Below are 13,125 nucleotides of genomic sequence, written 5' to 3'. Positions count from 1 at the left end.
GGGACGTACGCGGATGAGCGCGGTCATCGAGATCTCGGGTCTCCGCAAGACCTTCCACACCGTGCGGCAGGGCCGCCGGGTCGCCGTCGACGGCTTCGACCTGCTGGTCGAGGCGGGGCAGATTCACGGCTTCCTCGGCCCGAACGGCTCGGGCAAGACCACCACCCTGCGTGCCCTGCTCGGCCTGGTCCGCGCCGACGCCGGCACGATGAGCGTGCTCGGCGCCCCCTCGCCGGAGCGGCTGGCCGACGTGTCGGGGCGGGTCGGGGCGATCGTGGAGAGCCCACAGTTCTTCGGCAACTTCACCGCCCGCAAGACGCTGCGGCTGCTGGCCCTGGCCGGCGGCGTGCCGACCGGCCGGGTCGACGAGGTGCTGGAGCAGGTGGGCCTGCGGGACCGGGGCGACGACCGGGTCAAGGGCTACTCGCTGGGCATGAAGCAGCGGCTGGCGGTCGCCTCGGCGCTGCTCAAGGACCCGGAGCTGCTGATCCTGGACGAGCCAGCGAACGGCCTCGACCCGGCCGGCATCCGGGAGATGCGGGACCTGATGCGCTCGCTGGCCGACGCCGGGGTGACCGTGCTGCTCTCCAGTCACATCCTCGGCGAGATCCAGCTGATCTGTGACCACGTCACGATCGTCAGCCACGGCCGGCGGGTGGCGCACGGCCGGGTCGACGAGGTGCTGGCCGGCTTCGACCAGCACGAGTGGCGGGTCCGGGTGGCCGAGCCGGAGCGGGCCACGGAGCTGCTCGGCCGGATCGGCGTGTCGGTCGCCGCGCACCCCGACCACCTGCTGGTCACCGGGGTCGACGATGCCGAGGTGATCAGCCGCACGCTGGGCGAGGCAGGGCTGTGGGTGCGCGAGCTGGTGCCGCTGCGGCCGGACCTGGAGTCGGTCTTCCTGGAGCTGACCGGCGACGCCGGGCACCCGGCGCTGCCCCGCCAGGTGGACGGCGCGCCGCCGGATGACCAGGTGATCGACCTCGATGTACGGGGAACCCAGGAGGTGCAGGCGTGAGGCTGGTCCGGGCCGAACTGGAGCGGTTGGCCGCCCGCCGTTTCGTGCAGTTGATGCTGGCGCTGCTGGTGGTCGCCTTCGCGGTCACCGTGGCGACCACGCTGGCCGGCTCGCACCGGCCCTCGCCGCTCGAACTGAGCCGGGCCCAGGGGCAGGCGGCCGAGGCGGTGCGCGGCATGGAGACGGCGCACACCCGGTGCCTGCAGATCAAGCAGGGCACGCTGCCGCCCGACGAGAACGACTACCTGCCCCGCGACTGCGCCGAGATCGACCCGGCGCTGGCCGAGGAGCTGCCCTCCACGGCGGACTACCTCTCCGGGGTGTTCGTCTTCGCCCACGAGGCCCCGACGCTGCTCTACGTGCTGGTCGCCTTCCTGGCGATGTTCGGGTTCCTGGTCGCCGCCTCCTACATCGGCGCCGACCTGAACTCGGGCGGGGTGGTCAACCTGCTGCTCTGGCGACCCCGTCGGGGGGTGGTGCTGGCCGCGAAGCTCGGCACGCTGCTCGGTGCGCTGCTGGTCTTCGCCGCGCTGACCACGGTGGTCTTCCTGGGCACGTTCTGGCTGATCGCCCAGTGGGGCGGTCACCCCGGGGCGCTGGACGGGAGCTTCTGGTCGGACCTCGGCGGCCGGTGGGGGCGCGGGCTGCTGCTGGTGCTGCTGCTCGCGGCGCTCGGTTTCGCCATCGCCACCCTGGGCCGGCACACCTCGGCGGCGTTGGGCGCGGTGACCGCGTACGTGGTGGTCTGGGAGCTGGGCGCGCGGCTGGTGTTCGAGATCCTGGCGGTGGGCCGGCCGGACCGCTGGTACCTGTCGAGCTACGTGGCGGCGTGGCTCAACGGCGGGGTCCGGTTCTGGGACCGGCTCGCCTGCGGTGGCAACAGCGGCGAGTTCTGCGAGGGTTACTACTCACTGAGCATGGGCGCGGGGCTGGTCGTGCTGCTCACCCTGACGGTCGGGCTGGTCGCCGTGGCGTTCACCGCGTTCCGCCGCCGTGACCTGATCTGAGTCGGGCCGGTGCGGCCCCCGGGCCGCACCGGCAACTCCTTGCAGAGATCGTTCCCCTGGTGAAGAATTCCTTCACATGGTGCCGGGAAGGACGACGCGCGGGCGGTCAGCCGACCGTCGAGCCGAACACCTCGTCACGCACCGCGTCCAGCGCCGTCCGCAACGCGCCCCGCAGGATCGGCTCCTCGGTCAGCCCGGTGCTCACCACCCGGGGCCGGACCAGGGTGATCGCGGCGACCTCGTGCTGCACCCGCTCGGCCAGCGCCGCCCCACCGGCCCGGCCCACCTCGCCGGCCAGCACCACCAGCGGCGGGTCCAGCACCACGCAGGTGCTCGCCACGCCGAGGGCCAGCCGCCGGGCCAACTCGTCCAGCAGCGGGCCACCGGCCGTGCCGGCCGCGATGGCGGCGCGCACCGCCGCGGCGGCGTCACCGGTGAAGCCGTGCTCGGCGGCCACCGCGCGGACCGCGTCCGCCCCGGCCAGCTGCTGGAACGCCGGCTTGGCCCGCTTCGACACGTCCCGGGGGATGGGCACGCCCGGCACCGGCAGGTAGCCGATCTCCCCGGCCGCGCCGCTGCTGCCGTGGTGCAGCCGGCCACCCAGCATGATCGCCAGACCGACACCGGCATCCACCCAGACCAGCACGAAGTCCGCGGTGCCCTGCGCCGCACCGGACTGCGCCTCGGCGACGGCGGCCAGGTTGACGTCGTTCTCGAAGACCACCGGGACGCGCAGGTCCTCGCGGAGCGCGGCGAGCAGGCCGCTGTGCCAGCGCGGCAGGTTGAAGGCGAAGGTGATGTCGCCGGTGCCCGGGTCGACCAGACCCGGCGTGCCGAGCACCACCCGCCGCACGCTGGACAGCTCGGCCCCGGCCCGGCTCGCCGCCTGGACCACCGCGTTGTGCACCACGCCCACCGGGTCGTCGGTGTCCTTCGTGGACTGCTCGACCCGGCCGACCACCGCGCCGGTGATGTCCGCGCAGGCCGCCACCACCCGCTCCGCGCCGACGTCCACCCCCACCACGTACGCGCTGCCCGGGCGCACCGCGTAGAGCTGGGCGTTCGGGCCCCGCCCGCCGGCCTGCTCGCCGACCCGGGCGACCAGGCCACGCTCCTCCAGCCGCTCCACCAGCTGCGACGCGGTCACCTTGGACAGGCCGGTCAGCTCGCCGAGCCGGGCCCGGGTGAGCGGACCGCGCTCCAGCAGCAGTTCCAGTGCCGCGCGGTCGTTCAGCGCCCGTAACAGGCGGGGGGTGCCGGGCAACCGGGTCGCACTCATGCCAGGTCCTCTATTTTCAGTAAAGTTTGCTAACCACAAAACGCCTGCAACGGGGTGTCCGTTAGCGTATCGGCCGCCCCGAACGGGGGCCGTCGGACGACCCGGCAGGGAAAGGGGAGACTCGTGGGACCCGATCCAGGACTTCGTCGGCTCGCGCTGGGCACGCTGCTGGCCGCGTACCCGGGGCCGGTCCCGCCCGACTGGGCGGTCGACCTGCTCGCCGAGGGACTCGCCGGGCACACCCTGTTCGGCACCAACGTGCACGACCCGGCCCAGCTCGCCGCCACCACCGCCGCGCTGCGCGCCGGCCGCCCGGACGTGATCGTCGCGATCGACGAGGAGGGTGGCGACGTCACCCGGCTGGCCCACGCCACTGGCAGCCCGTACCCGGGCAACGCGGCCCTCGGCGCGGTCGACGACCCGGGCCTCACCCGGCAGGTGTACGCGGCGATCGGCGCGGAGCTGGCCGCCCTCGGCATCACCCTCGACCTGGCCCCCACCGTCGACGTGAACACCGCCGACGAGAACCCGGTGATCGGCACCCGCTCGTTCGGCGCGGACCCGCTCCGGGTGGCCGTGCACTCGGCCGCCGCCGTGGCCGGCCTCCAGTCCACCGGGGTGGCCGCCTGCGCCAAGCACTTCCCCGGACACGGCGCCACCGTCGCCGACTCCCACCACGAGCTGCCCACCGTCGACGCCTCCCCGGCGGTGCTGCGCGAGCGCGACCTGCCGCCCTTCGCGGCCGTGATCGACGCCGGCGTACGCGCGATCATGACCGCGCACATCCGGGTGCCGGCGCTGACCGGCGACGGCCCCGCCACCTTCAGCCGGGCGGTCCTGGTCGACCTGCTGCGCCGCGAGTACGGCTTCACCGGCACGGTGATCACCGACGCGCTGGAGATGAAGGGCGCCGCGCTCGCCGCCGGCGGGGTGGGTCCCGCCGCGGTCCGCGCCCTGGCCGCCGGTGCCGACCTGCTCTGCATCGGGTCCACGGTCGACGCCGCGCTGGTCGAGCGGGTGGTCGGGGAGATCGTCGGCGCGCTCGGCGACGGCCGGCTGGAGCGGGCGCGGGTGGAGCAGGCCGCCGCCCGGGCCGCCGCGCTGGCCGCCACCACCGGCCCCGGCGACGGGGCGGCCCCGGCGGTCGACGGGCTCGGCTACGCCGCCGCCCTGCGGGCGGTACGCGTCGAGGGCGACCTCGCCGGCCTGGGCACCCCACTGGTGGTGCAGGTGCACGCCACCAGCACCATCGCCGAGGGGCGGGTGCCGTGGGGGCTGGCCCCGCACCTCGCCGGTGCCGAGCAGGTCCGCGCGGTCGCCGGCGAGACCGACCCGGCCCAGTTGCGCGGACGCGCCGGTGACCGGCCGATCGTGCTGGTCGGCCGCCACCTGCACCGGCTGCCCGGGGCCCGGGAGCTGGTGGAGGCGCTGGCCGCCACCCATCCGGTGGCCGTGGTCGAGATGGGCTGGCCCGGCGCGTGGCGGCCGGCGGGGGCGCGCGCCTTCGTCACCACGTACGGCGCCAGCCACGCCAACGGGCGGGCCGCGGCCCAGCTGCTCGGCCTGGCCTGACCGGCTCCTTCCCTGCTGTCGCGCGGCGGGCCGGGCCCCGCGCCGGGCTCAGCCCAGCCGCCGGCCGGACTCCGGTGCGGGCCCGTCCCCGGCGACGCCGAGCAGGACGTCGACGGCGGTGATCCGGAGCACCCGGAGCACGGTCGGCTGCGGATCGGTCACCCGCAGGGTGGCGCCGCGACCGACCGCCTCGGCGGCGGCCCGGAGCAGGGCGGCCACCCCGCTGGAGTCGAGGAACGGCACGCCGGTGAGGTCGACCACGATCTCGACCACACCTGGCCGATCCAGCAGGACGTCCACCGCGCGGTCGAAGGCCGGCGCGACGGCCAGGTCGAGATCGCCGGTCGGGGCGAGGACCACCCGGTCCGGCCCGACCTCCCGCGTACCGAACTCCATGACCCGCCCGTCCCACCGTCGTTGTCGTCGTCGCGACGATACCGGGCCGGTGCGACACCGCCCACGAACGGCCGACACCGCACCACCGATCGCACGCTGCGTCACCGGGAACGCCCCGGGGCTTCCAGCCCTGACCCGCAGGTCAAGTCCACTATTCGACAACGCAGACCCGCCTGACGGCCCTTGCCCGACCTCCCGTCGACACCTAGCGTTACCGGTACGGGACCTGGGGAGAAAGGCAGCGGACCGTGGATCCGGCCCGGGATCCACGGTCCGCGCCCGGGCGGTCAGCGCGCCGCCGGCTGTGCCACCCGGGTGTCCGCCTCGGTGCCGTCGGCCGGCACGTCGGCCCGGTCGTCGTCCTGCATGGTGGTCTCGTCGAAGGGACGCTCGCCGGCCAGCACCGCCCGGGCCTGCTCCCGGTCGAAGTCCCCGGTCCAGGTGCCGACCAGCACGGTCGCCACGGCGTTGCCGGCGAAGTTGGTCAGCGCCCGGGCCTCCGACATGAACCGGTCGATGCCGACGATCAGGCCCACCCCGTCGACCAGGTCCGGCCGGTGCGACTGGAGCCCACCGGCGAGCGTGGCCAGGCCCGCGCCGGTCACCCCGGCCGCGCCCTTCGAGGCGATGATCATGAAGGCGAGCAGGCCGATCTGCTCGCCGACCGCCAGCGGCTTGCCCAGCGCGTCGGCGATGAAGAGCGAGGCCATGGTCAGGTAGATGGCGGTGCCGTCGAGGTTGAAGGAGTAACCGGTCGGCACGGTGATGCCGACGACCGGCCGACCCACCCCGACGTGCTCCATCTTGGCGATCAGCCGGGGCAGCGCCGACTCCGACGAGGAGGTCGACAGGATCAGCAGGAACTCCCGACCCAGGTAGCGCAGCAGCGAGAAGATCGAGATCCGGGACACCAGCCAGAGCAGCGAGCCGAGCACCACCAGCACGAAGATCAGGCAGGTGGCGTAGAAGCCGAGCATGATCTGGGCCAGGCTGGTCAGCGCGTCCACGCCGGTCGCGCCGACCACCGCGGCGATCGCGCCGAACGCGCCGATCGGGGCCAGCCACATGATCATCGCGAGCACCTTGAAGACGACCCGCTGCAGCGCGCCGATCGCGTTGATCACCGGCTCACCGCGCCGGCCGAGGCTCTGCACCGCGAAGCCGACCAGCAGGGCCACCAGCAGCGCCGGCAGCACGTCACCCTGGGTGAGCGCGGAGAAGAGCGTGGTCGGGATGATGCCGAGCAGGAAGTCGACAGTCCCCTCGGACTCCCCGCCGGCCGCCTTCTGGCCCGCACCGGCGAGCGCCTCGTTGAGGTGCAGCCCCGACCCGGGGTGGATCAGGTTGCCGACGACCAGGCCGATGGCCAGCGCCACGGTCGACATGATCAGGAAGTAACCGAGCGCCAGGCCGCCCACCTTGCCCACCTGGGTGGCCCGGCGTACCGAGCCGACCCCGAGCACGATGGTGCAGAAGATCACCGGCCCGATCATCATCTTGATCAGGTTGACGAAGCCGGTGCCGAGCGGCTTCAACGAGGTGGCGAAATCGGGGAAGAGCAGGCCCACCGCGATGCCGGCGAGCACCGCCACGATCACCGCCAGGTAGAGATAGCGGGTCCGGTCGCGCCGCCGGGCCGGCTCGGGTACCGGGTCCGCCCCCGGCGGCTCGCCCTCGCCGGCCACCGGCCGGCGCTCGGAGGGTACGACGGGGCCGGGCTCCGGTACGCGGTCATCAGCCATGGCGGCACCCGTACCCCGCCGGCTCGGCCGGTCAAACGCCCGGTCAGGCCGGGAAGGCCCCGAACGACGTCCAGCCCCGGTCCGGGAAGCCGGCCGCCTCGGCAACCCGCGCCGACGCCGCGTTCCCGTGGTTGTGCAGATAGGTGGGGATCGCTCCCTCGTCGAGCACCCGGCGGGCCGCCTGGGCGACCAGCCGTCGGGCCAGTCCCCGCCCCCGGGCCGCCGGCACCGTGCCGACCGCCAGCTCGTGCCCGTACGCGTCGTGCCGCTTGATGCCGACGCCGGCCAGGTAGCGCCCGTCGTCGTCGGAGACCACCAGCACGTCGGTGTCGAACAGGCGCAGCCAGGACGGCAGGCCGGGCGCGGTCGACGCGATCCACTCCCCGGCGTCCGGCAGCGGGGCCGGCGCGGTGCTCCACCGGAACGCGCCCGCGTGGGTGGCGTACTCCGGCATGCCGACCACCGCCGGCAGCGCCGCCAACAGGTCCTCGACCGACTTGTCGGCCAGCTCCCGGACCGCCTCGACCCGGTCGGGGGCGACCGACAGGACCGTGCACCCGGGGGACGCCACCGCGATGGCCGGGCGCAGCCGGCCGTCCCAGGCCGGACGGGCCCGGCGGTGCGAGCGGACCACGTGCAGCCCGGGACCGGCCGGCCATTGTCCCAGCCAGGTCGCCAGGTGCAGGAACAACCGCCGGTCGAGCACCGCGGCCACACCTCCTCGTCCGTCGCGGCGTGCCGTGATCACGGTACGCCGCGCGGTCGCGCCCGGCCCGGCGATCCGTCCGCCGCCCGCGCCCCTCTGGTCGGCGCACGGCCCGACACGGCGGCGCGGCCGGTCAGCGGACGGGCCGGCGTGGCGGTCCGGAGCGGCGGCGGAGCAGGCAGCCCAGCCCGACCCCGGCCCAGAGCGCGGCCAGCCACCCCAGCAGGCCGGGCAGCGGGTCGACGTCGCGCAGCGCGGCCGGGCGGACCAGCAGCGGCACCGCGAGCAGCAGCAGGGTGGCGGTCACCGCCAGCCCGGCCCCGGCCAGCGTCCGCCGCACCGGGTCACGCACCACCCGGCCGGCCGCCAGCCCCACCACCGCCACCAGCGGCGCGACGAGCAGGTCGTGCACCAGCGGGCCGCCGAGCAGCCAGAGCGCGGCGGCGGCCCACTGCGGGCGGAGCAGCACCGCGCCGTACCCGGCCGCCGCGCCGCCGGCCAGCACCAGCAGGACCCGCAACGCCCTCACGGCAGCACCTCCAGCCGGGTGACCCACTTGGTCTGCAGCACCCCGGGCCGGCTCGGGGCGATGATCCGGCACGGGTACCCGTGGTCGGGGTGCAGCACCGCCCCGTCGAGCCGCAGCGCGAGCAGGGTCAGCGGGTCCGCGACGTGGGCGGCCGGCAGCACGCTCGACGCGTACCGGCCGGTCGCCTCCAGCGAGGCCACCCGGACCGGCCGGTCGGTGGGCGCCCCGACCGCCGCGAGCAGGTCCCGGACCGGTACGCCGGTCCAGCGCGCCGACGCGCTCCAGCCCTCCACGCAGGCGATCGGCAGGTCCGCCGTCCGCTGCGGCAACGCCGCCAGCTCGGGCAGGGAGAGCGCGTGCCGGGCCTGGTCCCAGCGGATCTCCAGCCGCCAGTCCGCCGGCACCACCACCCCCGCGGCGGCGGCGGTCCGGTTCACCGGCAGCCCCTGCGGGCCGGCCGGGGAACGCCAGGCCAGCGGCGCGACCCGGCGCAGCCACGGCACGGTCACGCCGGCCGTCGCCAGCACCGCCGCGCCGGCCGCCAGCACCGCCGTACCCAGCACGGCCCGCCGGCCCGGCACGGCCCGCACCGGCTCGCCCAGCGCCGCCCGTACCACCGGCAGTTTCACCCCGACGTGGACGAGCAGCGCGCCCGCCGCCAGCCAGGCCACCGCGTAGTGCGCCGTCGGGAAGAAGAACCGCCAGGGGTACCAGCGGGCCACATTGACCAGGCCGGTGACCAGCTCGAAGGCGGCCGCGCAGACCAGCACCAGGATCGACACCCGTTCGGCCGCGTGTGCCAGCAGCCGGGCCGGGACGGCCGGCGGACGCAGGAAGAGCCGGGGGTAGACGCTCCAGAGCTTGGCCAGCAGCAGGGGCACCGCCGCGACCCCGGAGAGCACGTGCAGCCCCTGGGTGATCCGGTAGAGCTGCACCGGCCGGGTCGGCCAGCCGAACCAGCCCGGCGGGTGCTGGGCCAGGTGACTGAGCAGCCCGGTACCGAAGCAGACCGCCAGCGCCACGCCCAGCCACAGCCCGAGCCGGGCCGCCACCGCCGGGGCGTGCGCCGGCGACCGGAAGTCCTCCGGTCGGGGGACCCGGACCCGCCACCGACGGGTGCGCGCGGTGTTCACCGGCGGGCCAGTTCGACGAACCAGCGTCCCCCGGCCGGCAGCACCGCCGCCGCCCGGAAGCCGGACGCCGCCGCCACCGCGCCGGCCAGCTCCACCCCGACCCGGGCCCAGCGGAAGGTGGGCCCCCGGGTGCCGTCCGTGCTGACGTACGCCGGACCGCGCCAGAGACCGGTGCCCGGCGGGGCCAGCTCGACCAGGGCGGTTCCGCCGGTCCGCAGCAGCCCGGCGGTACGGCGCAGCAGGCGTACCGGGTCGCCCCCGATGCCGATGTTGCCGTCGATCAGCAGGGCGTGCGCCCAGCGCCCCTCGCCGGGCAGCGGGGCGAGCACGTCCCGCCGCAACGCCGTCGCGCCCCGCTGCCGGGCCAGCCGGACGGCACCGGCCGAGACGTCGACACCGAGGGCGACCAGACCCCGTCCGGCCAGCTCGGCGGTGAGCCGGCCGGGGCCGCAGCCCAGGTCGATGGTCGGACCGGCGCAGCGGCCGAGGATCCCGGCCAGAGCCGATTCCGGCGGCCCGTGCCAGCGGCCCACCGGCAGCGGCAGCCGCAGCCCGTCGCCGAGCACCAGCCAGTGCGGTCCGGCCGGGGCGTCCGGACCGGCGAAGGCCGCCCCGAAGTCCTCGACGGACACCGTCGGTGCGGTCATCGCGGCTCCCCCGCCCCGACCGGCCACGCCGCGTCCGCGCCACCGGGCCGGCCGGCCGTGGCGGCGTCGTCGGTCTGCCGGGCGGCGAGTCGGCGTACGGTCGCGGCGAACCGGCCGGCCGGCGCGTCCTCGGCCACCCGGCGGGCCGTCGCCCAGTCGTCCACGTCGGACAGTTCGGGCAGCGTCACCGCCTCGACGCCACCGCCGCGCAGCGCCGCCCGGGTGAGCCGGCCGGTGAGCGCGGTGGACATCGGCACCCGGCGCAGGGCGGTGGCCGCCGCCGGATCCCGCAGTCCCAACGCCCACCAGCCGCCGTCGGTGGCCGGCCCGAGCACCGCCGCCGCCCCGTCGAGGACGGCCACGGCGGCACCGAGCAGGCCCGGGTCGGCCTGCGGGGTGTCCATGCCGAGCTGGAGCACCGGTCGACCGGGGAACGCCGCGGCCGCGTCGGCGTGCGCGGCGGCCAGCCGGTCGGCCAGGCCCTGGCCGCGCTGCGGCAGCAGCGTCCAGCCGGCCAGCGTGCGGCGCAGCTCCGTGCCGCGTACCGCCCCGGCGGGGTCGCCGGCGTGCGCGAGCACGGGTGTCGTGTCCGGCACCGCGCGTACCGCGTCGAGGGTGTCCAGCAGCGCGGCGGCGGCCAGCTCGGCGGCCTCGACGGGGCGCAGCGGAGGGCAGAGCCGGGTCTTCACCCGGCCCGGCACCGGGGCCTTCGCCAGCACCAGCAGCACCGTCACGGCCGCACCCCGGCCCGCAGCACGCCGGTCATGTCGCGGACCGCCCGGGCGGTGCCGCGTACCGATCCGGAGACCTTGGAGCGGGTGCCGGCGGCGCGCGGCGCGTACGCCACATCCAGCTCGACGATCCGCCAGCCGGCGGCGGCCGCGCGGAGCAGCAGCTCCAGCGGGTAGCCGAAGGCCCGGTCCGCGATGTCGAGGTCCAGCAGCGCCGCCCGGCGGGCCACCCGGATCGGGCTCAGGTCGTGCACCGGTACGCCCCGGCGGCGCAGCCCGGCCGCGAGCAGCGCGTTGCCGGCCCGGGCGTGCCAGGGCCAGGCGCCCCGGCCGACGGGGCGGCGTCGCCCGGCGACCAGGTCGGCCCGGCCCCGCGCCACCGGGGTGGCCAACCGGGGCAGCTCCCCCGGGTCGAACGAGCCGTCGGCGTCGAGCACGCAGACCAGTTCCGTCCGGGCGGCCAGCAGTCCGGTGTGGACCGCCGCCCCGTAGCCGCGCCGCGTCTCGCGTACCACCCGGGCGCCGTGCGCGACGGCCACCTCGGGTGAGCCGTCGGTGGACCCGTTGTCCACCACCAGGGCCCGGTAGCCGGGTGGCAGTGCGGCGAGCACCCCCGGCAGCGCGGCCGCCTCGTCCAGGCAGGGCAGCACCACGTCGACCTCTGTCTCCATGACCGGGGACGCTAGGCCGCCGCGGCCCTGGTCGGCGGGGGTACGACGGTTACGGAACCCTTACGCCGCACCGGTTCCTTACGAGACGCTGACGTCCCCGCCCCGGTGCTTCCGCGCCCCGTCGGGCGGTCGTAGCCTCGGCGCTCACCATGACCCGTGACCCGTACGCCGGACGCCGGCGCGACCTGACCGTCCTGGCCGTCGAGGCGGCGCTGCTCGGCACGGCGGTGGCCGTCGGCCTGGTGCTGAACCGGCGCGGCGTCGGGCTGCACGCCGACGCCGCCCCGCTCTACGCGACCTGGCGACCGCATCTCGGCTGGGGCAGCGTACCGGCGGTGGCGCTGGCGGCGGCGGTGGTGCTGCGCGGCCCCGCGCTCGCCCGGCGGCTCCGCTGGCCGTGGCTGCTGGCCGCCGGCTGGCTCGCCGCGGTCGGCTGGACCCTCGCGCTCGCCCTGGTGGACGGCTGGTCGGCGGGGTTCACCGAGCGGCTCACCGTGCAGGCGGAGTACCTGCACGAGGTGCCCCGGGTGCAGGACGTGCCGGCCACCCTCGCCGGGTTCACCGGGCGGATCCTCGACTTCGGTCCGGAGTCGTGGTCGACGCACACCGCCGGCCATCCGCCGGGGGCGCTGCTGTTCTTCGTCGCGCTGGACCGGATCGGCCTCGGCGGCGGTACGGCCGCCGCGTTCGCCTGCGTCCTGCTCGGGGCGACGGTCGCCGTCTCGGTGCCGGTGACGCTGCGGGCGCTGGGCGACGAGCGGGCCGCCCGGGCGGTGCTGCCGTTCCTGGTGCTGCTGCCCGGGGCGGTCTGGGTGGGCGCGTCCGCCGACGGGATCTTCGCCGGGGTGGTGGCCGCCGGACTGGCCCTGCTGGCCCGGCCCGGCCGCTGGTCACCGGCGCTCGGCGGGCTGCTGCTCGGCGTCGCCCTGCACCTGTCGTACGGGCTGGCGCTGGCCGGGCTGCTGGCGGTGACGGTCCTGCTGCTGCGCCCCGCCGACCGGCTCCGGGCCCTGGTCACCGCCGCCGCCGGGGTGGCCACGGTGACCGCCGTCTTCGTCGGGTACGGCTTCTGGTGGCTGGCCGGCTACCACCTGGTCGTGCAGCGCTACTACCAGGGCTGGGCGGCCGACCGGCCGTACGCCTACTGGGTGTGGGCGAACCTGGCCGCCCTGCTGCTCAGCGCCGGTCCGGTCGCCGGCCCGGCACTGGCACGCGTGCTCGGCCCGGCGGGGCGGGAGATGCGGGCCGCACTCGGCGCGCTCCGGCTCCGCGCCCGGCGCGGCCCCGCCCGGTCCGTCTCCTCCCCCGCCGAGCCGGTACGGCCCGTCGCGCAGCCGGCGCGAGCAGGCCGAGCGACCACGGCCCAGCCGGCCCAGCCCGGCATCCCGGCGCAGCCGGCCCAGCCCGTCACCCTGGCCCGGCCGGCGCAGCCCGTCACCCCGATCCGGGCGACGGCGGTGGTCTGGTTGCCGGTGGCGGCGGCGCTCTGCGTGCTCGGGGCCGACCTGTCCGGCCTGTCGAAGGCCGAGGTGGAGCGGATCTGGCTGCCCTTCGCGGTCTGGCTGCCGGTGGCGGCGGCCCGGTTGCCGGCCGCCGACCGGCGCTGGTGGCTGGCCGGTCAGGCGGTCACCGCGCTCGCCGTCAACCATCTCCTCTGGACCGTCTCCTAGCCGCCCCGTCGGGAGCCGGCCCGG

Annotated in this window: 13 protein-coding genes; 4 read left to right on the top strand and 9 right to left on the bottom strand. The window is 76.4% G+C overall.

The annotated features are described in order from the left end of the window. The first annotated feature begins 13 nt into the window (after positions 1-13). Together GA0070611_RS28880 and GA0070611_RS28875 are read left to right on the top strand one after the other, a co-directional pair. Positions 14-1,018 carry an ABC transporter ATP-binding protein gene (locus GA0070611_RS28880; RefSeq protein WP_091671433.1) on the top strand — a complete coding sequence of 335 codons (1,005 nt, stop codon included), beginning with the start codon at positions 14-16 and terminating at the stop codon, positions 1,016-1,018. Then, entirely contained in the window at positions 1,015-2,025 is a 1,011-nt protein-coding gene (locus GA0070611_RS28875) for an ABC transporter permease subunit (protein WP_091671431.1), read from the top strand. Before GA0070611_RS28880 ends, GA0070611_RS28875 begins: the two co-directional genes overlap by 4 nt. A gap of 106 nt (positions 2,026-2,131) precedes the next feature. Here the strand turns inward: GA0070611_RS28875 and GA0070611_RS28870 are convergent, their stop codons facing one another. Further along, complete coding sequence (locus GA0070611_RS28870) at positions 2,132-3,304, bottom strand: ROK family transcriptional regulator (protein WP_091671429.1); 1,173 nt, start codon at positions 3,302-3,304, stop codon at positions 2,132-2,134. A gap of 123 nt (positions 3,305-3,427) precedes the next feature. Here GA0070611_RS28870 and GA0070611_RS28865 point away from each other — a divergent pair, with 123 nt between their 5' ends. Further along, positions 3,428-4,876 (top strand): glycoside hydrolase family 3 N-terminal domain-containing protein, encoded by a 1,449-nt coding sequence (locus GA0070611_RS28865; protein WP_091671427.1) that lies wholly within the window; start codon positions 3,428-3,430, stop codon positions 4,874-4,876. Positions 4,877-4,924: 48 nt separating this feature from the next. On the opposite strand, the gene GA0070611_RS28860 is transcribed toward GA0070611_RS28865, so the two are convergent. The 8 genes from GA0070611_RS28860 to GA0070611_RS28825 form a co-directional block, all read right to left on the bottom strand. Further along, on the bottom strand, positions 4,925-5,272 hold the full coding sequence (locus GA0070611_RS28860) for an STAS domain-containing protein (protein WP_091671425.1): 348 nt from the start codon (positions 5,270-5,272) through the stop codon (positions 4,925-4,927). A 287-nt stretch (positions 5,273-5,559) separates the two neighbouring features. Beyond that, positions 5,560-7,014 carry a cation:dicarboxylate symporter family transporter gene (locus GA0070611_RS28855; RefSeq protein WP_091671423.1) on the bottom strand — a complete coding sequence of 485 codons (1,455 nt, stop codon included), beginning with the start codon at positions 7,012-7,014 and terminating at the stop codon, positions 5,560-5,562. A gap of 43 nt (positions 7,015-7,057) precedes the next feature. Beyond that, the gene (locus GA0070611_RS28850; protein WP_091673600.1) at positions 7,058-7,720 is read right to left on the bottom strand and encodes a GNAT family N-acetyltransferase; all 663 of its coding nucleotides are present in this window, start codon (positions 7,718-7,720) and stop codon (positions 7,058-7,060) included. A gap of 133 nt (positions 7,721-7,853) precedes the next feature. Continuing rightward, entirely contained in the window at positions 7,854-8,249 is a 396-nt protein-coding gene (locus GA0070611_RS28845; protein ID WP_157740415.1) for a hypothetical protein, read from the bottom strand. Beyond that, positions 8,246-9,382: a molybdopterin-dependent oxidoreductase gene (locus GA0070611_RS28840; protein ID WP_091671419.1), complete on the bottom strand. Its 1,137-nt coding sequence runs from the start codon at positions 9,380-9,382 to the stop codon at positions 8,246-8,248. The genes GA0070611_RS28845 and GA0070611_RS28840 overlap by 4 nt, the downstream gene beginning before the upstream one ends. Next, positions 9,379-10,029, bottom strand: a complete 651-nt coding sequence (locus GA0070611_RS28835; RefSeq protein WP_157740414.1) for a methyltransferase domain-containing protein — start codon at positions 10,027-10,029, stop codon at positions 9,379-9,381. Before GA0070611_RS28835 ends, GA0070611_RS28840 begins: the two co-directional genes overlap by 4 nt. Beyond that, positions 10,026-10,763 (bottom strand): TIGR04282 family arsenosugar biosynthesis glycosyltransferase, encoded by a 738-nt coding sequence (locus GA0070611_RS28830; protein ID WP_091671416.1) that lies wholly within the window; start codon positions 10,761-10,763, stop codon positions 10,026-10,028. Before GA0070611_RS28830 ends, GA0070611_RS28835 begins: the two co-directional genes overlap by 4 nt. Then, the gene (locus GA0070611_RS28825) at positions 10,760-11,431 is read right to left on the bottom strand and encodes a glycosyltransferase family 2 protein (RefSeq protein ID WP_091671415.1); all 672 of its coding nucleotides are present in this window, start codon (positions 11,429-11,431) and stop codon (positions 10,760-10,762) included. Before GA0070611_RS28825 ends, GA0070611_RS28830 begins: the two co-directional genes overlap by 4 nt. Positions 11,432-11,580: 149 nt before the next feature. On the opposite strand from GA0070611_RS28825, the gene GA0070611_RS28820 reads away from it, so the two are divergent. Continuing rightward, entirely contained in the window at positions 11,581-13,101 is a 1,521-nt protein-coding gene (locus GA0070611_RS28820; protein WP_091671413.1) for a hypothetical protein, read from the top strand. Positions 13,102-13,125: the final 24 nt, after the last annotated feature.

The sequence above is a fragment of the Micromonospora auratinigra genome, from assembly GCF_900089595.1.
Lineage (GTDB): Bacteria > Actinomycetota > Actinomycetes > Mycobacteriales > Micromonosporaceae > Micromonospora > Micromonospora auratinigra.
Note: the sequence above shows the minus strand (reverse complement) of the source record. Positions and strands in the feature narration are given on the sequence as shown.

What these genes read in the sequence shown, in the direction of transcription:
- GA0070611_RS28880 (WP_091671433.1), top strand. Translation starts at nt 14, where the DNA reads ATGAGCGCGGTCATCGAGATCTCGGGTCTCCGCAAGACCTTCCACACC.
- GA0070611_RS28870 (WP_091671429.1), bottom strand. Translation starts at nt 3,304, where the DNA reads ATGAGTGCGACCCGGTTGCCCGGCACCCCCCGCCTGTTACGGGCGCTG.
- GA0070611_RS28860 (WP_091671425.1), bottom strand. Translation starts at nt 5,272, where the DNA reads ATGGAGTTCGGTACGCGGGAGGTCGGGCCGGACCGGGTGGTCCTCGCC.
- GA0070611_RS28855 (WP_091671423.1), bottom strand. Translation starts at nt 7,014, where the DNA reads ATGGCTGATGACCGCGTACCGGAGCCCGGCCCCGTCGTACCCTCCGAG.
- GA0070611_RS28835 (WP_157740414.1), bottom strand. Translation starts at nt 10,029, where the DNA reads ATGACCGCACCGACGGTGTCCGTCGAGGACTTCGGGGCGGCCTTCGCC.
- GA0070611_RS28825 (WP_091671415.1), bottom strand. Translation starts at nt 11,431, where the DNA reads ATGGAGACAGAGGTCGACGTGGTGCTGCCCTGCCTGGACGAGGCGGCC.
- GA0070611_RS28820 (WP_091671413.1), top strand. Translation starts at nt 11,581, where the DNA reads ATGACCCGTGACCCGTACGCCGGACGCCGGCGCGACCTGACCGTCCTG.